Genomic DNA, 24,079 nt, shown 5'->3' with positions numbered 1-24,079 from the left:
ATCGCTCTCCTGCTGTTAGTTAACGGGTTGTAAGTCGACGCGCGCCATCATCGCGGCCAACTGGGTACGATCTTTCACGCCAACGTTGCTTTGGCTGACGGCCATCGCCGCCACTGCCGTCGCCAGACGCAGCGTGTGCTCGCTGGATTCACGCATCAGCAAGCCGTAAATCAGGCCGCCGACCATCGAATCGCCGGCACCGACGGTGCTGACCACTTCGCAGGCAGGCGGTTTGGCGATCCATTCGCCGGAGGCATTCACCCACAGCGCACCTTCCGCACCGAGAGAAATCACTACGTGCGCAATACCTTGCTCACGCAGTTCATGTGCAGCACCGATCACGTCCTGCAGCGCAGGCAGTTTGCGACCAGCCCAAATCTCCAGCTCGCGGCGGTTCGGTTTCACCAGCCACGGCGCGGCTTTCAGACCGGCGACCAGCGCTTCGCGGCTGCTGTCGAAGATGATGCACGGGCACAGCGTGCGCAGATCGCTCATCCATTTGGTGAAGGCTTCTGGCGCCACGCCGGCTGGCAGGCTGCCGCTGACGCACACCATGTCGAACTGGCCGAGCCAGGTGAGAGAATCGGCGGTGAAGCGCTCCCAATCCTGCGCGGTGACCTCAAAGCCAGAGAAATTCAGGTCGGTCACATCGCCGTCTTTTTCGGTCAGCTTAACGTTAATACGCGTACGGCCCTGCACCACCTGAAAACGGTTGGCGATGCCGAGTTCGCTGAACAGCTGCTGAAAGCCGTCCTGATTCTCTTTGCCGAGGAAACCGCCGACGGTGACATCGATACCGAGATCCTTCAGCACTTTGGCAACGTTGATGCCTTTACCCGCCGCGTGCAGGCCGGTGGTTTTCACCAGGTTAACTTCGCCGCGCTCAATTTCTGGCGTGTATCCGACCAGATCGTAAGCCGGATTTAAGGTAATTGTTGCGACACGACGGCTCATGCAACCCCCTCGCCTAAACCAGAATTGATCGCTTCTTCAATTGCGTTCAGCGCCTGCTGTGCATCTTCGCCGCTGGCGGTGAAGCGCAGGCGATGGCCTTTTTTCACACCGAGCGCAACGACTTTCATCAGGCTGCGGCCGTTAGCAGGCTTACCGCTGCCATCGAGATTAGTTACGGTGATGTCGCTGTTGAACTGTTTGATGACGGTCACCAGCGCCGTGCCCGGACGCGCGTGCAGACCGTGTTCGTTGCGGATGGTGAATTCAGCGGTCAGCAGCTCGGCAGCTTCATCGACTTCGCTGGTCAGCAGCGCCAGGATACCGGCGGCATCGGCTTTCAGCAGACGTTCAGCTTTGTTGCTGAGCAGCAGGTTGCTGAGATAGCCCAGCACTTCCAGCGGACGCTGATCGTTAGCCGCCACGGTCAGCAGCAGCGCGACGTTTTCGCCCTGATGCTGGAATGGCGCAGCCGCGCGGCTTACGGCCACTGCGCTGCCGAGATTGCCGTTGGCGCTGTCGCTCAGCCAGATGCCCTGACCGAGGCTCAGCGGGGCGCGGGAAATCACGTCAGCAATAAAGGATGCGTCCACCGCGCCTGCAGCCTGCAGACGTCCGGCGTTCAGTGCCTGTAACGTGATTAAATCGCTGGCCGCCACATCAACGGCAATCAGCGAGGTATCGAATTTGAATTCTGCGGCCTGGTTTTCGCCCATCAGTAGCGCACGCAGATCTTCCGCCGAGGCGGTTTTCAGCTGTTCAGCAATGCTGTCATCACTTAATACGTGAGTGAGCTGGCGCAGCAACGCGAGGTGTTCATCCGATTTAGCGGCAATACCGATCGCCACATACGCCGTTTGCCCTTCGCCCCAATCCACGCCCTGCGGGAACTGATAAACCTGGACACCGGTTTTCAGCACCAGGTCGCGGGTGTCGGTGGTGCCGTGCGGAATGGCGATGCCGTTACCCAGGAAAGTGGTGGTTTGCTGTTCGCGCGCCAGCATGCCGTTAACGTAGCCTTCGGCCACATTGCCTGCAGCGGTTAACGCAGCGGCAACCTGACGAATGGCCTCTTCTTTATTCTGTGCGCTAGCACCGGTATGAATGGCCTGAACTTCGAGCTGGAACATATCTCTCCTCGCTTGCTGTATTGAATCGTTTCAGCTAGATGGCGAAAAAAGCTGCTGTGCATCGCGGACTTAGCCGGAGTGACAACGCTGAAACGTTTCAGGGAATATGGTACAGCCACGTACAGCAGGCAAGAAAATGCGCGATCTGAGTAGCAGATTTTTGACGTTCCGCACACTTCATGTTGGATTTAAGATTTTTACCGGCAGGCAGGCTGATGCTTTTGCTGTACAGACCAACGGCACTAAGCCCAATTCTTCAGCTATGCGTCAGCAGTGCTTCAGGGCGCCGTCTCGGCTTCCAGTTTAAGCAGAAATGTCATGGCGCTATCACGGCTGCTGCCACACATTTCGGCGCTGGGCTGTAAGCCGGCACAGACCGCCGGACGCAGCGGTGAACCAAAGATTTTGCAACGCTGTTGCTCATCAAGCTGCACGCAACGCGTGTTGGCCGGCTTGCCGTGCGGCATGCCAGGAATCGGGGACGAGATTGAGGGGGCTGTGCAACAGGCACCGCACTGGTCACGACAAAACATCATGCGCTCCTGCAGACAATTCGCCGCGACAATAACAGTCCCAGACCGCGAATGCCATGCACCGGCAACAATTTTACATTGGCTGACTTGCCAGTTTTTCGCCGCGCGAGTAACGTGACGCGCATTAACCTCCTGTCAGCGAGAAAACCACCATGCCAAAGGCAAATGAGATCAAAAAAGGGATGGCTGTCACCTGGAACGGCAAACTGTTGCTGGTGAAAGACATTGATGTACAGAGCCCAAGTGCTCGCGGTGCCGCGACGCTCTATAAGATGCGTTTCACCGATGTCCGCACCGGCCTGAAAGTGGAAGAACGCTTCAAAGGCGACGATATTATTGACGCCATTTCGCTCAGCCGCCGCGCCGTCACCTTCTCTTATATAGATGGTGATGAGTATGTGTTTATGGATGACGAAGACTACACGCCGTACAACTTCAAAAAAGAGCAAATTGAAGAAGAGCTGCTGTTTATTCCTGAAGGTGGCATTCCAGGCATACAGGTGCTGACGATGGATGGCCAGGTCTTGGCGCTTGAGCTGCCACAAACCGTCGATATGGAAATTGTTGATACCTCGCCGGGCATTAAAGGCGCCTCCGCCAGCGCTCGCTCCAAACCCGCAGGCATGAGCACCGGCTTATCCATTCAGGTGCCGGAATACCTGAGCAATGGCGATCGCATCCGCATTCATATTGCGGAACGTCGTTATATGGGACGCGCTGATTCATAACGTGCTTCCGTCCGGCGGCCGGTGATTGTTATAGTATAACAAGGCCGTGCGCGCCGGATGCCTCTCATCCACGCGCGATTTATTCTCTTTTTTTGGGAGCCCTTTTGTGACGCGCGTAAACCTCATCACCGGATTTCTCGGCAGCGGAAAAACCACCACTCTGCTGCATCTGTTAGCCAATAAACCCGCCGATGAAAACTGGGCGATTCTGGTCAACGAATTTGGCGAAATTGGCATCGACGGCGCACTGCTCGCCGATCGCGGTGCCACGCTGAAAGAGATTCCCGGCGGCTGCATGTGCTGCGTTAACGGCTTGCCGCTGCAGGTTGGGCTGAACATGCTGCTAAAACAGGCTAAACCCGATCGTCTGATTATCGAACCCACCGGCCTTGGCCATCCCAAACAGCTGCTGAATATGCTGCGTGCTGCCGTCTATCAACCCTGGATTCAGGTGGATGCCACCTTAACGCTGCTCGATCCGCGCCAGCTTGCCGACGCACGCGTAGTGGAGAATGAGAATTTCCGCGATCAGCTGGTGGCGGCCGATATCATCGTGGCGAACAAAAGCGATCGCTGGAGCGATAATGATCGTCAGCGTTTGCAGGATTGGCAGCAGCAATTTTTGGGCGAACGTCAGATGGTGGAAGCGGCGTGGGGACACATCGATCCCGCGCTGTTGACTCAACCCGCCTTGGCGGATCGTGCGGTTCCCGATGCAGCACATCACCACCAGAATTCACGTCCACAAGGCTTGGCCGCACTGAAACTGGATGGCCAGGCGCGCTGGCGTCGTGCGCTAAATGAAGGCCAAGGCTATGCTTCCTGTGGCTGGATTTTCGATGGTGAAACCGTGTTTGATACGATCAAAGCGCTAGAGTGGGCAAGGCATGCGCCGGTTGATCGCGTTAAAGGTGTGTTGCGTACTGCCGATGGTTTAGTGAATATCAATCGCCAGGGCGACGATCTGTTTATAGAAACCCGCCCTACTACACCGCCTGATAGCCGCATCGAATTGATTCATCATCAGCCTGCTGACTGGAACCTTTTGCAGACCGCTTTGTTGAAGATTCGTTTAAATTAGATGCGTTAGGTTGCCCCGTTGTTTTCACTTTGAGTCTATTTTCTATGCGCGCTTCTCGATTAGTCACCATCCTGCTGCTGAATGCACTGGGTGTGATGCTTTTCCTTTCATGGTACCTGCCGCCGGATCACGGGTTCTGGTTTGGTATCGATAAAGCCATCTTTTATGGCTTCAATGACCAGATGGTCGATCATCACGGTTTCGCACTGTTAGTGGCCATCACTAACTTCCGCGGTTTCGATGTGGTTTCGCTGCTGGCTATGGGTTTGCTCTATTTAAGCTACTGGCGTCGCGAGACACCGCAAGGTCGTCGCCGTTTGCTGGCCATTGGCATCACGATGCTGCTAAGCGCGGTAGTACTGAACCAACTCGGTCATCTGCTGCCGGTACAGCACTCCAGCCCAACGCTGTTCTTTGAGAATGTGCATCGCGTAAGCGAACTGACCGGCATCCCGGCCAAAGATGCCTCGAAAGATAGCTTCCCTGGCGACCACGGCATGATGCTGATGATCTTCACCTGCTTTATGTGGCGCTATTTCGGCTTCCGCGCGTTTCTGGTGGGGTTGATGATTACCGTGGTGTTTGCTCTGCCACGTGTGATGGCGGGTGCGCACTGGTTTACTGATATCGCTGTGGGTTCGTTGTCAGTGGTGCTGGTTGGCATGAGCTGGTGCCTGTTAACGCCCTTCAGCGACAAGCTGGTGAATTGGCTGAACCGTTCGTTGCCGGGCAAATATAAGCCGCGCACGTAATTGTTAAGCGCGAGTGATCATAGAACAAAAAGTCAGTCGCTCGCGCTTATTTAAAACTTGAATAAACTATTAGCAAACTAACATTATTCAGGTAAAAGAAAAGATTATGATGAAAAACGCGGAACAATAGCCTTAATCCTAAGTTGTCCAGCCCGACCCCTCTTAAAATCGGCCTTAGCGCCAGAATTACCCCCTTATTGCACCGCTGTTTGGCTATTAAATCGCTGCCAATTGTTGATAAAGTCGCCATTGTGTTACAGATTGATTTCACATCGAAAAAACCTTTGAATATTTATATAAAAGCACTCGCCACGCGGTCTGTAATCGGTTAACCTCGAATCCGATTAGTAAGCAACAGCATAAAATGCGGTGCTGAAAGCGACAAAAATGTGTGCATTAACACATTTTAGTAATTAAGGATTTGTCTTAGACGGTCGTACTTATTAATCTCAACCCGTTTTGTCATCTGGCTGACGACATTCTGTCGTAAGGAAATCGAAGGAAAACACGTACAATGGTCAAGTCTCAACCAATTCTGAGATACCTCAGGCGGATCATTCCCGCGGTAGCACTCGCAACACTTTTATCAGCATGCAGCAGTACCCATAACGGTCAGAACGCGAATAACGAGAATCATGAAGTTAACAACCAGAATGGTTTTTTACTTCAAGCGTCTCAGGACGAATTTGAACAGATGGTGCAGAACGTGGACGTTAAGTCCCGCATCATGGAACAGTACAGTGACTGGAAAGGTGTACGTTATCGCTTAGGCGGCGACACCAAACGCGGCATTGATTGTTCTGCTTTTGTTCAGCGCACCTTTCGCGAGCAGTTCGGTTTAGATTTGCCACGCTCAACGTCTGAACAGCAAGACACCGGCAAAGAGATTTCACGCAATAAATTGCGCGCAGGTGACTTAGTGCTGTTCCGCGCCGGTTCTACCGGTCGCCACGTGGGCATCTATCTTGGCAACGATAACTTTGTTCACGCGTCCACCAGCAGTGGCGTAATGATTTCCAACCTGAATGACAGTTATTGGAAAAATCGTTACCGCGAAGCGCGTCGGGTTCTTGCTAAAAACCCAAGCTAACGTATTTCTTTGATGATCCTCTCAGCCAGAGAATCAGAAACGCTGCCCCGGCAGCGTTTTTTTTCGCCCGTAGTTTTTAACTCAAATCCAACCGATAAAAAGTAATTGAGAATCAAAAATATAACGAGACATTCTTCGCGCTCTCGTTATATTCTCGTTGACTTCCTGATACCCAGATATTGCGCTGCAGACACCGTTATCACCGTGGCTGCGGTCTGAAGTGGGTAGTGACCAAACGATAAACATAATAAAAAATGGCAAGACAAGGGGAATGCACTCCATGCCACTGTCAGGGACATTAAAACACCACCGCAGTTATTCACGCCGTATCGCCTGGCATAGCGCGATTATCGGCGCGGCATTCTTTCTGCTTTTTGTCACCGTGCTATTAACACTCACCTGGCAAAAACGCGTACAACAACACGAACAGCTTCTGGCACACAGCCGCGACGATTTACAACAGGTGATAGCAAGCCTGGTCGATACACTTTATCCCTTACAGCAATACACCCAGTTAGCCTGCAACAACGTCAGTCGTGAGCTCACTTCTCGCGCCGCCTTTGCCGGTAATATCCGCGCCATCCTGCTGGTGCGTGATGGCAACGCTTACTGCTCTTCTGCCACCGGCGCTTTTCTGATGCCGGCCAACGATATTTCTCCTGAGTCTGAACTGGAACGCGATCGCGATATGCGCTTGCTTGAAGGCACGCCATTGCTACCGAAGAAACCGGCGCTGGTGCTATGGGTGAAAAATCCAGGTTCAGCCGAGACCGGCCTTTTCGCCACCATGAACATCAGCCTGACGCCTTATCAGCTGCTGGCCTCTTATCATCCCGAAATCACTGGCATGGCGCTGGTGGTCGGCAACAAAGCGCTGTTGAGCGGCAGCAACAACGTGGTACGCGCGAGTGATTTACCGGCATCGCTACATGAAATAGCCTTTAATAACAGCGATCTACGCTTCGTGCTGTTTGGCACCACCTTAGCGCCACGCGATTACTCACTGACGTTGCTGACCGGCATACTCTTCTCACTGCTGATTTCCGCGCTAAGCGGGTTGTTGCTGACGCGACATCAGCGGCCGGGCAAAGAGATCATGCAGGGCATTAAACGTGGCCAGTTTCATGTTGAATACCAGCCGCTGGTCACTGCGCACGATGGACAACCCTACGGCGTGGAAGCGCTGCTGCGCTGGACGCATCCCACTGAAGGCATGATTCCGCCGGATGCCTTTATCAGCTACGCCGAAGCGCAAAACCTGATTATTCCGCTCACTCAGCATCTGTTCACGCTGGTGGCGCGCGATGCTCAGTTTCTCTGTAAACAGCTGCCGCGCGGCACGCGCCTGAGCCTCAATCTCTCGCCGCTGCATCTCGCTTCAGAGAGCTTCCGGCGCGATGTCCAGGCATGGATTAACATCATGCCCACCGATCACTTCAACTATGTGTTTGAAATTACCGAACGCAGCATGGTCGGTGAAAAAAGCGCGGGAGAAATCTTCGCCTGGCTACATGAGAACAATTTTAAAATAGCGATTGATGATTTCGGCACCGGGCATAGCGCGCTGATCTATCTGGAAAAATATCCGTTCGATTACCTGAAAATCGATCGCGGTTTTGTGCAAAGCATTGGTACAGAAACTGTCACCTCACCGGTGCTTGATGCAGTGCTGCTGCTGGCGAAAAAACTCAATCTCAAAACCGTCGCTGAAGGGGTCGAAACGGGCGATCAGGCGGCGTGGCTGGTGAATCGCGGCGTGACGCATTTGCAGGGCTATCTGTTTAGTCGTCCGTTACGCCCCGAAAACCTCGTCAGCTATTATCAACGCCAGCGCGCACTGAGTTAACATCACGCGAACCCCATGAAACTGCTACCATAAAGTGCGGAATACCACAGGAGATCGCCCCACTTATGCTGCTGCGTCTTGTCACAGCGTTGTTCATTTGTAGCGCCATTGCGCCGCTGCATGCCGCCACCATCAATGAAAGCTATGCCTTCGCTAAACTGGGCGAGCCGAAATATGCGGTGAATTTCACCCACTACGATTACGCCAATCCCGCCGCGCCCAAAGGCGGCAAAATCACGCTGGCGGTGGTGGGCACCTACGACAACTTCAACCGTTTCGCCTCGCGCGGCAATCCCGGCATCGGTACCGATACGCTGTATGACGGCTTGTTCACCACCTCCGATGATGAACCTGGCAGCTACTATCCGCTGATCGCGGAATCAGCGCGCTATCCCGACGACTATCGCTGGATGGAAGTGTCGATCAATCCTCATGCACAGTTTCAGGACGGAACACCGATTACCGCGCAGGATGTGGCTTTCACCTTCCAGAAATTCATGACGGAAGGTGTGCCGCAGTTCCGCGTGGCGTTTCGTGACGTGCAAGTGAAAGCGCTAAACCGTCTCACCGTGCGTATCGACATGCCGAAACCGGACAAAGATCGGATTCTCAGCTGGCTAACGCTGCCGGTCATCCCGGAAAAATTCTGGCAAAACAAAAAGTTTAACGAGCCGATTGGTTATCCGCCGCTGGCCAGCGGGCCTTATCGCGTCACCTCCTATAAATCGGGTCAGTTTATCCAGTACAGCCGGGTGAAAGATTACTGGGCCGCCAATCTGCCGGTGAATCGCGGGCGTTTTAACTTCGATACTTTGCGTTATGACTATTATCTTGATGACAACGTGGCGTTTGAGGCCTTTAAAGCCGGCGCTTACGATTTGCGCGAAGAGAGTTCAGCGAAGAAATGGGCGACACAATATCGCGGTCGCAACTTTGACAGTCACGCCATCGTCAAATCGACCATTCCCAACACCGTTTCCACCGACACGCAATGGCTGGCATTTAACAACGAAAAACCGCTGTTCGCCGATCGTCGCGTACGTGAAGCCATCACGCTGGCGTTCGATTTCGAGTGGATGAACAAAGCCTTGTTCTATGGCGCTTATAAACGCACGCGCAGCTATTTCCAGAACACTGAATATGCAGCGCTTGGCTATCCCAAAGCCGAGCAGTTGATCCTGCTGGCGCCCTACAAAGCGCAGCTGCCGCCCGAAGTGTTCAACAATGAGTATGCCCCGCCACGTTCTGACGGCAGCGGTTTCGATCGCGGCAACCTGTTAAAAGCCATGAACTTGCTGAAAGCGGCGGGTTGGGAAATCAGAAATCAGCAATTGGTGAACGTGAAATCCGGCCAGCCGTTCCGTTTCGAATTACTGATGCGCAGCGGTACGCAAAACGACTGGGCGTTGCCGTTCCAGCACAGCTTGCAACGGCTTGGCATCCAGGTCTCGCTGCGCCAGATTGACAGCTCGCAATATCTCCGCCGTATGCGCGAAGGCGACTACGACATGATCCCATCGCTCTATTACGCCATGCCATGGCCCTCGACCAGCTTGCAAACGATTTGGCAATCTCAATTTATTGACTCTTCCTGGAACAGGCCGCGCGTGAAAGATCCCATCGTCGACCATTTTGTGCAGCAGATCGTTGAGCATCAGGGCGATGAGAAAGCGCTGCTGCCGCTCGGCCAGGCGCTGGATCGCATCCTGCTGTGGAATGCCTACATGATTCCGATGTGGTACAGCGCGGAAGATCGCATGGCGTATTGGGACAAGTTTTCCCATCCCGAGATTAAACCCGCGTTTGCTACCGGTCTGGAAAACTGGTGGTACGATGTGAACAAAGCCGGGCGATTGCCGGCCAATCGACGCTGAGGAGCACGGTTTGGCAGCCTATTTTCTTCGCAGGTTACTGCTGATCATCCCGACACTTTGGGCGATCATCACCCTGAACTTCTTTATTGTGCAGATTGCGCCGGGTGGACCGGTGGATCAGGCGTTAGCCAACGTGCAGTTTGGTCACAGCACCGGCATTCCTGGCTCAGGCGGCGGCGACAGCGGCGCGCGCGGTGCGCTGATGCGTGACAATCCCGGCGACAGCCAATATCGCGGCGCACGCGGACTCGATCCGGAAGTGATCGCGGAAATTAAGCATCGCTATGGTTTCGATAAACCGCTGCTGCAGCGTTACGGTGAAATGCTGTGGAACTATATCCGTTTTGATTTCGGCGACAGCCTGTTCCGCAGCGCATCGGTGCTGCAGCTGATCAAAGAGAGTTTGCCGGTCTCCATCAGCCTGGGATTGTGGAGCACCTTGATCATTTACCTGGTATCAATTCCGCTGGGCATCAAAAAAGCGGTGCGTAACGGCAGCGCTTTCGATATCTGGAGCAGCACTTTTATCATCATTGGCTATTCGATCCCGGCATTTCTGTTCGGCATCATGCTGATAGTGCTGTTCGCCGGCGGCAGCTATTTCGACTGGTTCCCGCTGCGCGGCCTGACGTCACCGCATTTTGATGCGCTGCCGTGGTACAGCAAAATCAGCGATTATCTGTGGCACATCACGCTGCCGGTGCTGGCTACGGTGATTGGCGGTTTCGCCACGCTGACCATGCTGACTAAAAACTCGTTCCTTGATGAGATCCGCAAACAATATGTGGTCACCGCACGCGCCAAAGGGCTGGATGAGAAGCGCGTGCTGTACGGCCACGTGTTCCGCAACGCCATGCTGCTGGTGATCGCCGGTTTCCCCGCCACCTTTATCAGCATGTTTTTCACCAGCTCGGTGTTGATAGAGGTGATGTTCTCACTCAATGGTTTGGGCCTGCTCGGCTATGACGCCACTATTCAGCGCGACTATCCGGTGATGTTCGGCACGCTCTATATCTTCACCTTGATTGGCCTGCTGATGAACATTCTTAGCGATCTGACCTACACGCTGGTCGATCCGCGCATTGATTTTGAGGGACGCTGATGCGCTTATCTCCGGTTAACCAGCAGCGCTGGCAGCGTTTTCGCCATAACCGACGCGGTTACTGGTCGCTGTGGATTTTCCTGATCATTTTTGTTCTGTCACTGGGCGCTGAGCTGCTGGCTAACGACAAACCGCTGCTGGTGCATTATCAGCAGCGCTGGTATGTGCCGCTGCTGTTCAACTACAGCGAAAGTGATTACGGCGGTGATTTCTCTACGCCTGCCGATTATCAGGATCCCTGGCTGAAGCAGCGCATCGATCAACAAGGTTGGGCGATCTGGGCACCGATTCGCTTCAGCGACAGCACCATCAACTTCGCCACCGATGTGCCCTTCCCTTCGCCACCTTCCACACAAAACTGGCTCGGCACCGATGCTAACGGTGGCGATGTGCTGGCACGCTTGCTGTATGGCACGCGCATCTCATTGCTGTTCGGCATCATGCTGACGCTGTTCTCCAGCGTGATTGGCATCGTGGTTGGCGCGGTGCAAGGCTACTTTGGCGGCCGCATCGATTTGGTGGGTCAACGCCTGATTGAGGTGTGGTCCGGCATGCCATCGCTGTTCCTGCTGATTCTGCTCTCCAGCGTGATTCAGCCCGGCTTCTGGTGGCTGCTGCTGGTGACAGTGGTGTTTGGCTGGATGAGCCTGGTAAGCGTGGTGCGCGCCGAATTCCTGCGCGCACGTAACTACGATTATATCCGTGCGGCGCGCGCGCTCGGCGTCAGCGATAGCCGCATTATGCTGCGCCACATGCTGCCCAACGCCATGGTCGCCACGCTGACGTTTTTGCCATTTATCCTGTGCGGCTCAATCACCACGCTAACTTCGCTGGACTTCCTGGGTTTTGGTTTGCCGGTGGGATCGCCCTCGCTTGGCGAGCTGCTGTTACAGGGCAAAAACAATTTACAGGCGCCGTGGCTGGGATTGGCGGGCTTCTTTGCCCTCGCCCTGCTGCTGTCGTTACTGATATTTATCGGCGAAGCGGTACGCGATGCCTTTGACCCGAGCCGAGGACGCTAAATGAGCCTGTTAACGGTGAATCATCTGGCGGTGGCCTTTCAGGATCGCCGCGTGGTAGAAGACATTTCGCTGCAGATTGACGCCGGCGAAACGCTGGCGCTGGTGGGCGAATCCGGTTCCGGTAAAAGCGTGACTGCGCTGTCGATCATGCGCTTATTGCCGCAGCCGCCGGTCAACTATCCGCAAGGCGAAATCTTGTTTAACGGCCAGGATATTTTGCAGGCCAGCGAACGCACCTTGCGCGGGCTGCGTGGCAACCAGATGGCAATGATTTTTCAGGAACCGATGGTGTCGCTCAATCCACTGCATAACGTGGAGAAGCAGCTGTATGAAGTGCTGTCGGTGCATCGCGGCATGCGGCGCGAAGCCGCACGTGGCGAAATGCTGAGCTGCCTGGATCGCGTCGGCATTCGCCATGCGGCATCGCGCTTGCAGGATTTTCCGCACCAGCTTTCTGGTGGTGAGCGACAGCGCGTGATGATCGCCATGGCGCTGCTAACCCAGCCGAAGCTGCTGATCGCCGATGAACCGACCACCGCGCTGGATGTGACGGTTCAGGCGCAGATTCTGCAGCTGCTGCGCGAACTGCAGCGTGAACTCAATATGGGCATGCTGTTCATCACCCATAACCTCAATATCGTGCGTCAGCTGGCGCACAGCGTCACGGTGATGCGCAATGGCCGCGCTGTGGAACACAATCGCTGCGATATGCTGTTCAGCCAGCCGCAGCAGCCCTATACGCGCGAACTGATCGCCGCCGAGCCGGATGGCGAACCGGTGCCGCTGCTGGATGCGCAACCGCTGTTACAGGTGAAGAATTTACAGGTTGGTTTCCCGATCCGGCGGGGATTGCTGCGTCGCACTGTGGCAGAGAAGATGGCGCTGAAGGATCTTAGCTTTACCCTGCGGCGTGGCGAAAGCCTCGGACTGGTGGGCGAATCGGGCTCGGGCAAGAGTACAACGGGCTTGGCGCTGCTGCGTTTAATTAGCGCGCGCGGTGAGATCTGGTTTGACGATCAGCCGCTGCATCAGCTGTCGCCAAAGCAATTATTGCCGCTGCGCCAGCGCATTCAGGTGGTGTTTCAGGATCCCAATTCTTCGCTCAATCCGCGCATGACGGTGCAACAGGTGATTGCGGAAGGTTTAGCGGTGCATCGCCCGGAACTGAGCAGTGCGGAGCAGGAAGCCAAAGTGATTGCGGTGATGCAGGAAGTGGGGCTCGATGCCGACAGCCGCTCGCGCTATCCGGCGGAGTTTTCAGGCGGTCAGCGCCAGCGCGTCGCCATCGCCCGCGCGTTGATCCTTGAGCCGCAGCTGATTGTGCTGGATGAACCCACCTCGTCGCTGGACCGCTCGGTGCAGAAGCAAATTCTCACCTTACTGCGCCGTTTGCAGCAGCAGCATCAGCTCGCCTATCTGTTTATCAGCCATGATTTGCAGGTGGTGCGCGCGCTCTGTCATCAGCTGATTGTGCTGCGTCAGGGTGAAGTGGTGGAGCAAGGTGATTGCGAAACGCTGTTTAACGCACCAGCAGCCGATTACACGCGGCAGCTACTGGCGTCTGCGCAGGGAAAAGATCTAAGTCAGTGACCATCAAAGGTTTCGGCGATAGCGACACCCTGATTTTTCAGGCAGCAGTTGGTCGCGCTTTCGTCATCACGTTGAATCAGCAGGCAAGGCTGCCCTTCACACTCGGCGATTTTGCACTCGACCTGAATCTGCGCCAGCGTCTCCTTCAGCTGGTGCAGAATTTCCAGCGCCGGATGACCATCATGACTCAGCAGGCGCAGCACCACTAAATCTTCGGCATGCACGCCATTCGCTGCTTCCTGACGCACAATTTCACCCGCATGTTCCAGCGACCAGCGATAATGTTGTGGCAAGCGATGCACAACGGAAAGTTGCAGCATAGTTATACGGCCCCCAGAGACGTTAACTTTATTCACGACGACGGCAAAACGTGGTGAATCCCAACCTGATTAGCTCTGAATACCAATTCAGTCTGCCTTCTCGTATTAAGCACAAAGCGTGTAGCCAATTTATAATTTGCGAGGCTTCTCACATTTATGCCTATGTTTACCGTGTTCGGCTGCGGTTAACAATCATTTTAGACGCATTATCGTTACTTTTTTATCTCTAAATTTTCACATAATGGAAACATTAAGCATAACGAATGAATGGGGATTAGCGAGTGAGGGAGAAGAATTAAGAGAGGCCAGGTCGCCATTTATGACGACCCTGGGGATGTCACGCTGGCTATTGAGGCCGCGAAGCATAGGTGAACAGCACAATCGAAATTGTGGCGCACAGCGCAATGGTGGCAACCATCGGCCACGCGCTGTTAATGCTGACTAATGAGAGCAGCGCGCCGACTAAAGCACCGACACCAAAACGCAGCGTTCCCGCCAGCGAGGAAGCGGTGCCCGCCATATGCGGAAACTCATCCAGAATCACCGCCATCGCATTCGACGACACCGTCGAGACGCAGCCAATAAACATCGCCACGCCAAACACCAGCGACAAGAAGCCTAAATCCAGCGCGCTGGAAATCAGCAGCCAAACGCCCATCGCGAACTGAATCAACAATCCCATGCGGAACATTTTCACCGGACCAAAACGGCGCACGGCGCGGCTGTTGATCAACGTCATCACGAACAGGAACACCACGTTCAGGCCAAAGTAATAGCCAAAGTTCTGCGGGGAAACGTGGTTTACTTCGATGTAGACAAACGGACCGGCGTTGAGGAAGGTGAATAATCCGGCAAAGGAGAAACCGCTCGCCAGCATGTAACTGAAGGCGCGTTTGTGGCGCACCAGCGCCACGAAGTTGCCCAACGTGGTCCGCAGATGAAAGCGCTGGCGCTGTTCGGGCTTGAGCGTTTCACGAATTTGCGTCACGACCAGCATGGTGGTGAACAGCGCGGCACCTGCCAGCGTCCAGAAAATAGCGTGCCAGTTCCACAGCAACAGCAGCCAGCCACCGATAATCGGTGCCAGCAGCGGCGCGATGGTGGTCACCAGCATCACGAATGACATCATGCGCGAGAAGTCCTCTTTCGAGTAGGTGTCGCGCATCAAGGCGTTGATCACCACGCTGGCAGCGGCGGCCGATAAGCCGTGCAGGAAGCGCATAAAGATCAGCTGATCGATGGTTTGTGACAGCGCGCAAGCCGCGGCGGCGCAGGCAAAAATTAGCGTTCCCAGCACAATCACCGGTTTACGTCCGTAGCTGTCTGCCAGTGGACCATAAACTAACTGGCCAATGGCGAAACCGAGGATGTAAAGGTTGAGCGTCATCTGCACACTGCCCGCTGAAACCGCAAACTCATGGGCGATTTGCGGCATGGCCGGCAGATACATATCGATAGAGAGCGGCATCAGCATTGCCAGCAATCCGAGGATGACCACTAAACCGACCGGTGAATTCTTTTCCTTGCGCACCGCGTTCTCCCGCTATTTACGTTGTTTGAGTTCTTCTGGCAGGCCGATGCTGTCGACCTCTTGCTGGGTCAGTTCACGATATTCACCTTCGCCGAGATCTTCATCCAGCTCGATGTCACCAATACGTTCGCGATGCAGCGCTGAGACATGGTTACCCATCGCCGCAAACATGCGTTTGACCTGATGGTAACGCCCTTCGCTGATAGTCAAACGGGCGGCTTTCTCATCGAGAATCTCTAGCACGGCCGGCTTGGTGAGCTCTTTTTCATTGTGCAGCTGTACACCCGCAGCGAACTTCTCAACCAGGACAGGATCGATTGGCTCCTCCACTTCCACCAAATAGGTTTTTTCCAGGTGATGCTTCGGGGAGGTAATGCGGTGTGACCATTGGCCATCGTCGGTCAGCAGCACCAAACCGGTGGTGTCGATATCCAGACGGCCCGCCGCATGCAGCTTGAACGCCGCGGGTTCTTCGATAAAGAACAGCACGGTGGGATGATCGGGATCGTCGGTTGAGCAGACGTAACCCTGCGGCTTATTCAGCATGAAATAGCGCGGTCCTTGCTGCACCACCAGCGGATTGCCGTCGTATTCGACTTCATCGTCTGGCTGTACTTTGTATGCCGCATCGCGCACAACTTCGCCGTTAATGGTGACTTTTTTGGCGCGGATTTCGCGTCCGGCGATAGCACGGCTAACTTCCAGTTGCTGAGATATGAATTTTTCGAGTCGCATGAATTCGTTTTGCCTGTTACTGCGGGGGAAACTGAAACGGTGTTTTTGTCCGTTAAGAAAGTGTGGGCAGTATAGCTTGATCCTTAGAGTGCTAACAGTAGTGAACCTGCGTTTAACTGGCTTTCATGGCATAATGCGCGTCCGTTCCAGAAAAAAGTTTGCCCCAATGTCATTCTCCCTGCGCCCATACCAACAAGAGGCGGTTGACGCCACCCTCAACCACTTTCGTCGCCATACCACGCCTGCGGTGATTGTGCTGCCGACCGGTGCGGGTAAGAGTCTGGTGATTGCTGAACTGGCGCGGCTAGCGCGTGGACGGGTATTGGTGCTGGCTCACGTCAAAGAGCTGGTGGAGCAGAATCACAGCAAATATCAGGCTTATGGACTTGAAGCAGACATCTTCGCCGCGGGTTTGCAACGCAAGCAGAGCGAAAGCAAAGTGGTGTTTGGCAGCGTGCAGTCGGTAGCGCGCAATCTCAACCGCTTCGATAGCGCCTTTTCACTGGTGATCGTTGATGAGTGTCACCGCATCAGTGATAACGAAGAGAGCCAGTATCAGCTGCTGTTCGCCCACCTGCGGCAGCACAATCCGCAGTTGCGCCTGTTGGGTTTGACCGCCACGCCCTTCCGTCTCGGCAAAGGCTGGATCTACCAATTCCACTATCACGGCATGGTGCGCGGCGATGAGAAAGCACTGTTCCGCGATTGCATTTATGAGCTGCCGCTGCGCTATATGATCAAACATGGCTTTCTGGTGCCGCCGGAGCGCTTAGATATGCCGGTGGTACAGTACGATTTCAGCCGCCTGATCCCGCAAAATAATGGCCTGTTTAGCGAAGCCGATCTCAACCGCGAGCTGAAACAACAGCATCGCGTAACGCCGCATATTATTCGCCAGATTATTGAGTTTGCTGAAGATCGCCGTGGCGTGATGGTGTTTGCCTCCACCGTGGAACATGCCCGTGAAATCCTCACGCTGCTGCCTGAAAACAGCGCGCTGGTCTCGGCGGAAACGGCAGTAAAGGATCGTGACCGCTTGATTGGTGCATTTAAAGCGCAGCAGCTGAAGTTTCTGGTCAACGTTGCCGTTCTGACCACTGGCTTTGACGCGCCCCACGTGGATTTGATCGCCATTTTGCGCCCTACCGAATCCGTTAGCCTCTACCAGCAGATCGTCGGTCGCGGTTTACGCTTGTCACCCGGCAAAACCGATTGTCTGGTGCTGGATTACGCCGGTAATCCACACGATCTTTTCACCCCCGAAGTCGGCGCGCCGAAAGGGGCCAGCGACAATCAGCCGGTGCAGGTTTTTTGTCCCGCCTGCGGTTTCGCCAATACCTTCTGGGGCAAAACCACCGAAGATGGACACATCATCGAGCATTTTGGCCGCCGCTGTCAGGGCGTACTGGAAGATGATGAAGGCGAGCGCGAACAGTGTGATTATCGCTTTCGCTTCAAAAGCTGCCCGGATTGCGGCGCCGAGAATGACATCGCCGCGCGACGCTGCCATCAATGCGACAAAATTCTGGTCGATCCGGATGACATGCTGAAAGCGGCGCTGAAACTGAAAGATGCGCGCGTGTTGCGCTGCGCCGGCATGACGCTGGAGCAAGGACGCGATGATAAAGGCGAATGGCTGAAAGCCACCTATTTCGATGAAGATGGCACCAGCGTCAGCGAGCGTTTTCGCCTGCAAACGCCAGCACAACGCAAAGCCTTTGAGCAGCTGTTTATGCGCCCGCATCAGCGCGCGCCGGGCGTGGAACTTGGCTGGCAAACCGCAGCGGATGTCATCGCCTTACAGCCTTTATTGCGTCATCCGGACTTTGTGGTGGCACGCGCAAAAGGCCATTTCTGGCAGATTCGCGAAAAAATGTTTGATTATCAGGGCCGTTATCGCCGTGCCAATGAGCTGCGTTAAGCGGCGGAATCATTTGCCCCTGCAGCATCATTGGGGCTATAATGCCGCCCGCTTTTGCATCCGTAAAAGCAGTTTGAATAACCGTCCTGTTGCTGGGTCGCCTGTAGCAGGAACTATTGAAGAGACATCAAATGTTCACTATTAACGCTGAAGTACGTAAAGACCAGGGTAAGGGTGCGAGCCGCCGCCTGCGTGTAGCAAACAAATTCCCAGCCATCATCTATGGCGGAAATGAAGCACCAATTGCTATCGAACTCGACCACGATGCAGTGATGAACGTACAGGTTAAACCTGAGTTCTACAGCGAAGTGCTGACCATCGCGGTTGATGGCAAAGAAGTTAAAGTTAAAGCTCAGGCGGTACAGCGTCATCCGTTCAAGCCAAAACTGTTCCACATCGACTTCGTTCGCGCTTAATCGCTGAATAAGTTGAAGGTAGAAGGGCCGGTTGCGAAACCGGCCCTTTTATTTTAGGCATAAAAAATAACCCGATATCTTCCCTTCCTAAAAACCCCTGTCTTTCATTTCTCTCTGCTTTCGTTTATTTGAGACTGTTCTTTACCGTGAAGCTTTCACAAACCATGGAGAATGCCGTTTTAACATTTCTCCAGAATTTGTCTGCAAGGACTTCAAGTGAAAAAAATACCTGCCTTGGGCTATGGCATCATACTCATCTCATTTTCTGGCTATGCGGGCGTAATGCGTCATGACATTAACGTGCAAGAATACCGTGATTTTGCCGAAAATATGGGTAAATATCATGTCGGCTTAAGCAATATTCCCATTTTTAAAAAAGATGGCGAGCTGAGTGGTTATCTTGATTTTGCCATGCCCGACCTTAGCAGTGTATCTCGTCGCGGGTTTGCCACATTAATTAATCCATCCTATGTAACCACCACACGGCACGTAACCGCTTTGGGTAGCGTTTCTTTTGGCGGTCCTTCTGCTTATTCCTCCCGTTATCTTTTTATTAACCGCAATCAATCCGCCGTTCAGGATAATATTCTGCCACGGTTAAACAAAGTTGTAACCGAAGTAGCGCCAATAGATTATGTGGAACGTAATGAGCTTCAGAAAGGACATGGCTCTCGGTATATTGCTTATGTGCGCGCGGGTGCTGGTGAAATGACACAGGTCACAAATGACCTCACTGAGAAAGAGTTCCTGGCCAGTGCCTATAAATGGTTAGCGGGTGGAACAATTAATATTGACACCATTACCTTCAACAAAGAAAAAAATGACGATTTCTATTGGATTCAATATGAACCTGGCCATCAATATTCATCCGCTTTATCAATATCAACCGGCGGCGGTGACAGTGGCAGCCCTATTTACGTCTACGACAATGTTGATAAAAAATGGAAACTCGCTGGTGTACATTATGGTGGTTATGGTAGCGCAACGCCTTATGGTCGCAAAGTTATCTCAACACGTTTTAATGAAGAATATTTCAATGGGATTATTGCCAACAATATCTCTCCCGATGTCACTGATTTTGCGAATAATGGCCCAATTTACTGGAATGCAGATAAGCTGGTTCAGGGTAGTAAAAACTGGGGTTGGCAAGGTTTAGACAACACATATCGTCATTTGGCGCCAGGCAAAGCCAGCCTTATTGAACTTGATGCAACCAAAGATATTCGCTTTAACGGCGCGGGCGGAGACATTATTCTTAATGAGGCTGTCAATCTGGGAGCAGGAAAACTACAGTTTTCTAATAACTACACACTGAAATCTGCAGAGAATGTGGGCGCAACCTGGGTGGGCGGCGGCGTTGAAATCGATGAAGGGAAAAAAGTCATCTGGCAAGTGAATGGACTCAAAGATGATGATTTACACAAAATTGGCGGTGGCGTCTTACATATTAATGCTACAGGTGTGAATGAAGGCGGACTGAATATCGGCGATGGCACCGTTATTCTGGATCAACAAAAAGATGCGCAAGGAAATCGCCAGGCATTTTCTCGACTGTATTTAGCGAGCGGTCGGCCTACCGTTATTTTAGCGAGCGAAGACCAGGTTAATCCTGATAACATTTATTTTGGTTATCGTGGGGGGACATTGGATCTTAGTGGTAATAATCTCATAATGCGAAAGATTAATCACACGGATAGCGGTGCGGCAGTGATCAATCAGAGTGAGTTAACCTCGGCCAGTCTAACGCTTACAGGGTACTCACGTAGCGATATCAACATTAACACCTGGAGCAGTGTCGACATTGGTAATATTGGTGATATTTATGAATATTATAATTCGAGAACGCAACGTAAAGAGTATTTTCAATTAAAAAAAGAGAAGTATTGGTACTTCCCCACAAATCAGCAGGACAATGAAGACTGGAAGTATCTGGGATATGATCTGGTTCAAGCCGTCGATTATCGACTATCGCAGTTAAATGATTTAGTTTTCCGCGGAGACATTGGCACGCGCTCGTCGGATAAAAATAATGGTGCATTAGATGTGAATTTATCTCCGGAGAGTGGAAATACACATTTCGCACTGACCGGTAATATCCATTTAAATGGAAATATCAGCGTCAATAAGGGGACTCTTCTGCTGTCCGGGCAACCCGTTCCTCATGCCGGCGGCCTGATCATTGACAACGATTGGTACACTTCCTCTTTCACCGCCAATAACATTGTAGTCAATGACAATGCACGTTTACAGGTCGGTGAATACGCGCAGGTTAAAGCCGATATCCAGGCGGGCGACAACAGCCAGGTTATCCTTGGCTACCATCCCGACGCTGCTGATGAGCAGCAAATTTTACGCTGCACCTCGCCGGTGCAAAGCACTAAGGGCAGCTGCAAAGTTGCACAGCGAAACGCGGAAGAGTTGCGTTTCCTTCCCGCCAGCTCGGTTGAGGGCAATATCACGCTGGGCGATAACGCAATGCTTCATCTTGGCAAAGTCGATTACCACGGCCACATCAACGACAGTCACTCAGCGAGAGTCACCCTGAGCAGTGAAACATTCTGGAATATGAATGGTAACAGCCGCGTGCATCGGATGGATGCAGGTAAAGGCGGTATCATCTCGCTTCTTTCTGCAGATGAAATGGCCTGGACGCCGAAGCTGCTCTCTGTGGAACATCTGACGGCAAATCATCTGCAGCTTGGTTTCGGCATCGCGCCACAGTCCGCCATCAGCGACAGTTTATACATTGGGTCCAGCGTGCAGGGCGGCAGCAACACCCTCGATCTTGGCTTTATGCTGGGTGAAACCTTCCCCAACCGCATCGCGAAAGAGATCGTGCTGGTGAACGCGCCCGCCGGAACCGCGCACGACTATTTCACGCTACCTCCGGTCAAACGCGGGTTCTCGCTCTATACCGCTGATTATCAGGTTGTGGAAGAGAATGGTCGCGTGAAATGGATCATTGCCAAAACGCCTGATCCGGTGTTACCACCCGATCCGATAAATGACCCCGATCCGGAGACTCATCCCGAACCCGACATTACGCCTGAACCGGAAGTTAAGCCTGAGCCTGAAGTGAAACCTGAGCCCGAGATCACGCCAAATCCGGGTACTGCAGAAGACTGGTTTGAGATCATTGATAATCAGCCGCTGGTGCAGAGTACGCGCGCCCTGCTCGCTTCGCGCCACTACCTGTTCAGTGAAATCAGCAATATGCTGAACGATCGCGCTCAGCTCCTGCGCGGTAACCATGAAAATAGCGGCGCATGGGCCAGCCTCAGCCAAAATCGCGGCAGAATGGATAGCGTAACGTTAAAAGACAGCAGGCTAGAGATCGGCGCCGATGCGCAAGCGGATGCCTGGCTTTATGGCGTGACCGCCAGTTACAGCCAGGGAAATGCCGGGGACGAAGCCAGCATTAGCCATAAACTGAGCACTCTGGGCCTGTATGCAAGCGGAATGAGCGATGAAGGATGGTTTATGGATCTTGCTGCCAGCTACCTGCATCTGCGTCAGGACATTCACCTTGACCCGGTATTGGGAGTAAAAAGCACCTCAAAAACCAGCCATATGCTGGCAGGCAGTGCAAAATGGGGTAAATCCTACCCTCTGCTGGATGCGTCTTTCACGCTATCGCCTTACCTGAAAGCCAGCGCAGGCTATTTACCGGGATACACGCTGGAAAGCAGAGAGGCCAGCATTGCCCTGAGTTCAGCCATGCCGTGGGGGCTCGCGCCGGGTATTGAAGTCAGCAAGCAGGGGCTCGGTACGCTGCTGCCACGCGTGCGATTCAGCGCCACCGTTGAAAAACAATTTTCACCGGGCCGTTCTGGCTCTTCACTAACCCTTGAGGATCGCCACAGCCGACGCATTTATGGCGCGCTGGACGACAATCGTTATCGGGTTCATCTGGGTTTAGAAGGGAAAATCAGCGACAACTGGTCAGCGAATATTGGCGCGAAGCATAGCTTTGGTGGCAAGTTCCGCACCAATTCTCTCATCAGCAGTGGCATAAACTATTCGTTCTAATAGAAAAGCCGGGCACTTTGGTGACCCGGCTTTTTTCATTTACTGCTGGTGCGGCGTTGCAGCTGATCGCGCAAATTCGGTGGTGTGCCTTTAATGGTCAGCGTGTCGGTGGTGGGATCCCAGAAGATGCGTTCGCCGAGCAGCATGGCATCAAAGTTCAGGGTTAATCCGCCGCCGCTACCCGCAAACTTGGTCAACTGGCGCAAGGTGCTACGATCCGCTGGGAAGGTCTCTTCCAGCTCGTAACCTTGCTCCTGGGTGAAGGCCTGAAACGTTTTTTCTCCCAGCGGCGGTAATTCACTGGAGAGATCGTGCAGCGCAATCTCTTCGCCGGCCTGAAGCTGATCGTTACAGTAGCTGTAAACCTGCTGACGATAGTTCTGACGCTCGTTTTTATCGAGATCCGATTCGGCGCAGTAATCATCAACCGCTTGCAGCAGCCCACGGTTTTGCGCTTTGGTGTCCAGACCGACGCTAGCACCAAGGAAATCCATGAAGAAATCCGCTACTTTACGCCCCACGCGACCGCGCAGGAAGGTCAGATAACGGGTGGATTCCGGGTTAGTTTCCCACTCGGTGAGATCGATACGCGCCACAATATCCGCATGATTGATATCAAGATAATGGGTGCTGCTGATATCCAGCTGCTCGTTAACGCGCATGCTCGACTGGCTGTTGAGAACCGCAATCAGCAAATATTCCACGGCCAGATAGCGATAGTGCAAAAACAGCACCACGCCGCCTTCCGCAAACGGATATTTGCTCAGTTCATCACGCAGACGTCCGGTCGCCGCACGGCTAAACGCCAGAAAGTCATCTTCCCCTTTGCGGCAGTTACGCAACGCATCGGCCAGTTCGCTATCTTCGTTAAACAGTCCGTAAGCTTTGCTTTTGGCGCTATATACCCGGTGCAGCTCTTCTGCCATCTCTTCAACCGCGCGGGTTGCAGGCAGCAAGGTGTCGCGCAGTACCAGTTCAAGCTGGTTTTCATCACGTTTAACTAACTGATGCAGGGCAATCTGGTCGATATCCAGACTCATGGTAGACTCTCCTTTTAGCTCAGGCGCGTATTCAAACACCGCCCGCAGCCGCTTTCAACTGCCAGCACAAACTGATCGCTCTGCTTGCGATAAAATTGCGGAAAAAAATGCGTTGTTACGGTAATATACCGCCTTTTCACCCTTGATTAGACGACGATATGCCACAATCATCCCGTTACAGTGACGAACGCGTGGAAAAGCTCCTCGCAGAGATGGCGCAGATTCTTGAAAAAGACAAAGCGCCAACCGACCTTTCCCTGATGGTATTGGGTAACATGGTAACTAACTTGATCAATACCAGCGTTTCACCGGCTCAACGCCGCACACTGGCTCGATCTTTCGCGGATGCGTTGCAGTCATCCGTACGCGATGATAACGCTCATTAATA

20 protein-coding genes are annotated in these 24,079 nt (G+C 53.4%); 13 read left to right on the top strand and 7 right to left on the bottom strand.

Annotation, left to right across the window (positions count from 1 at the left end; translation table 11 throughout):
- Nucleotides 1-15 precede the first annotated feature (15 nt).
- The 3 genes from fruK to DEU53_RS07955 all read right to left on the bottom strand — a co-directional run bounded on the left by fruK (nt 16) and on the right by DEU53_RS07955 (nt 2,614).
- A complete protein-coding gene (gene fruK / locus DEU53_RS07965; RefSeq protein ID WP_101763702.1) occupies nt 16-954 on the bottom strand; it encodes a 1-phosphofructokinase in 939 nt (312 codons plus the stop codon).
- The gene (fruB, locus tag DEU53_RS07960; protein WP_101763701.1) at nt 951-2,081 is read right to left on the bottom strand and encodes a fused PTS fructose transporter subunit IIA/HPr protein; all 1,131 of its coding nucleotides are present in this window, start codon (nt 2,079-2,081) and stop codon (nt 951-953) included. The genes fruK and fruB overlap by 4 nt, the downstream gene beginning before the upstream one ends.
- Before the next feature lie 278 nt (nt 2,082-2,359).
- Nucleotides 2,360-2,614 (bottom strand): YkgJ family cysteine cluster protein, encoded by a 255-nt coding sequence (locus DEU53_RS07955; protein ID WP_101763700.1) that lies wholly within the window; start codon nt 2,612-2,614, stop codon nt 2,360-2,362.
- 152 nt (nt 2,615-2,766) lie between these two features.
- Here DEU53_RS07955 and yeiP point away from each other — a divergent pair, with 152 nt between their 5' ends.
- The 9 genes from yeiP to yejF all read left to right on the top strand — a co-directional run bounded on the left by yeiP (nt 2,767) and on the right by yejF (nt 13,699).
- Nucleotides 2,767-3,342 carry an elongation factor P-like protein YeiP gene (gene yeiP / locus DEU53_RS07950; protein ID WP_008105009.1) on the top strand — a complete coding sequence of 192 codons (576 nt, stop codon included), beginning with the start codon at nt 2,767-2,769 and terminating at the stop codon, nt 3,340-3,342.
- A gap of 106 nt (nt 3,343-3,448) precedes the next feature.
- Nucleotides 3,449-4,423: a GTP-binding protein gene (locus tag DEU53_RS07945; protein ID WP_110866604.1), complete on the top strand. Its 975-nt coding sequence runs from the start codon at nt 3,449-3,451 to the stop codon at nt 4,421-4,423.
- 44 nt (nt 4,424-4,467) lie between these two features.
- Entirely contained in the window at nt 4,468-5,175 is a 708-nt protein-coding gene (locus tag DEU53_RS07940; RefSeq protein ID WP_101763698.1) for a phosphatase PAP2 family protein, read from the top strand.
- 514 nt (nt 5,176-5,689) lie between these two features.
- Entirely contained in the window at nt 5,690-6,265 is a 576-nt protein-coding gene (gene mepS / locus DEU53_RS07935) for a bifunctional murein DD-endopeptidase/murein LD-carboxypeptidase (protein ID WP_008105015.1), read from the top strand.
- Nucleotides 6,266-6,545: 280 nt separating this feature from the next.
- Nucleotides 6,546-8,111 carry a cyclic di-GMP phosphodiesterase gene (locus tag DEU53_RS07930; protein ID WP_110866603.1) on the top strand — a complete coding sequence of 522 codons (1,566 nt, stop codon included), beginning with the start codon at nt 6,546-6,548 and terminating at the stop codon, nt 8,109-8,111.
- Nucleotides 8,112-8,176: 65 nt separating this feature from the next.
- The gene (locus DEU53_RS07925; RefSeq protein WP_110866602.1) at nt 8,177-9,985 is read left to right on the top strand and encodes an extracellular solute-binding protein; all 1,809 of its coding nucleotides are present in this window, start codon (nt 8,177-8,179) and stop codon (nt 9,983-9,985) included.
- Between the two features lie 10 nt (nt 9,986-9,995).
- Nucleotides 9,996-11,087: a microcin C ABC transporter permease YejB gene (locus DEU53_RS07920; protein WP_110866601.1), complete on the top strand. Its 1,092-nt coding sequence runs from the start codon at nt 9,996-9,998 to the stop codon at nt 11,085-11,087.
- The gene (locus DEU53_RS07915; RefSeq protein ID WP_110866600.1) at nt 11,087-12,109 is read left to right on the top strand and encodes an ABC transporter permease; all 1,023 of its coding nucleotides are present in this window, start codon (nt 11,087-11,089) and stop codon (nt 12,107-12,109) included. The genes DEU53_RS07920 and DEU53_RS07915 overlap by 1 nt, the downstream gene beginning before the upstream one ends.
- Nucleotides 12,110-13,699, top strand: coding sequence for a microcin C ABC transporter ATP-binding protein YejF (gene yejF / locus DEU53_RS07910; RefSeq protein WP_110866599.1), 1,590 nt, complete (start codon nt 12,110-12,112; stop codon nt 13,697-13,699). It abuts the gene before it with no gap.
- Here yejF and DEU53_RS07905 read toward each other — a convergent pair.
- From DEU53_RS07905 to rsuA, 3 genes are all read right to left on the bottom strand, one after another.
- Nucleotides 13,693-14,019 carry a hypothetical protein gene (locus tag DEU53_RS07905; protein WP_101763692.1) on the bottom strand — a complete coding sequence of 109 codons (327 nt, stop codon included), beginning with the start codon at nt 14,017-14,019 and terminating at the stop codon, nt 13,693-13,695. The genes yejF and DEU53_RS07905 overlap by 7 nt on opposite strands.
- 346 nt (nt 14,020-14,365) lie before the next feature.
- Nucleotides 14,366-15,550, bottom strand: a complete 1,185-nt coding sequence (locus DEU53_RS07900; RefSeq protein ID WP_110866598.1) for a Bcr/CflA family multidrug efflux MFS transporter — start codon at nt 15,548-15,550, stop codon at nt 14,366-14,368.
- A 12-nt stretch (nt 15,551-15,562) separates the two neighbouring features.
- A complete protein-coding gene (rsuA, locus tag DEU53_RS07895) occupies nt 15,563-16,285 on the bottom strand; it encodes a 16S rRNA pseudouridine(516) synthase RsuA (protein WP_101763690.1) in 723 nt (240 codons plus the stop codon).
- Between the two features lie 166 nt (nt 16,286-16,451).
- On the opposite strand from rsuA, the gene DEU53_RS07890 reads away from it, so the two are divergent.
- The 3 genes from DEU53_RS07890 to DEU53_RS07880 all read left to right on the top strand — a co-directional run bounded on the left by DEU53_RS07890 (nt 16,452) and on the right by DEU53_RS07880 (nt 22,651).
- A complete protein-coding gene (locus DEU53_RS07890) occupies nt 16,452-18,206 on the top strand; it encodes a DEAD/DEAH box helicase (RefSeq protein ID WP_101763689.1) in 1,755 nt (584 codons plus the stop codon).
- 131 nt (nt 18,207-18,337) lie between these two features.
- Nucleotides 18,338-18,622, top strand: a complete 285-nt coding sequence (rplY, locus tag DEU53_RS07885; RefSeq protein ID WP_101763688.1) for a 50S ribosomal protein L25 — start codon at nt 18,338-18,340, stop codon at nt 18,620-18,622.
- Between the two features lie 216 nt (nt 18,623-18,838).
- Nucleotides 18,839-22,651, top strand: coding sequence for a S6 family peptidase (locus DEU53_RS07880; RefSeq protein ID WP_110866597.1), 3,813 nt, complete (start codon nt 18,839-18,841; stop codon nt 22,649-22,651).
- Nucleotides 22,652-22,686: 35 nt separating this feature from the next.
- Here DEU53_RS07880 and yejK read toward each other — a convergent pair whose 3' ends face one another.
- A complete protein-coding gene (gene yejK, locus DEU53_RS07875) occupies nt 22,687-23,691 on the bottom strand; it encodes a nucleoid-associated protein YejK (RefSeq protein WP_101763686.1) in 1,005 nt (334 codons plus the stop codon).
- Between the two features lie 158 nt (nt 23,692-23,849).
- Here yejK and DEU53_RS07870 point away from each other — a divergent pair, with 158 nt between their 5' ends.
- Nucleotides 23,850-24,077: a YejL family protein gene (locus tag DEU53_RS07870; protein ID WP_036648480.1), complete on the top strand. Its 228-nt coding sequence runs from the start codon at nt 23,850-23,852 to the stop codon at nt 24,075-24,077.
- Nucleotides 24,078-24,079 lie beyond the last annotated feature (2 nt).

It is taken from the genome of Pantoea sp. AG1095 (genome assembly GCF_003208415.1).
GTDB lineage: Bacteria > Pseudomonadota > Gammaproteobacteria > Enterobacterales > Enterobacteriaceae > Pantoea > Pantoea leporis.
Note: the sequence above shows the minus strand (reverse complement) of the source record. Positions and strands in the feature narration are given on the sequence as shown.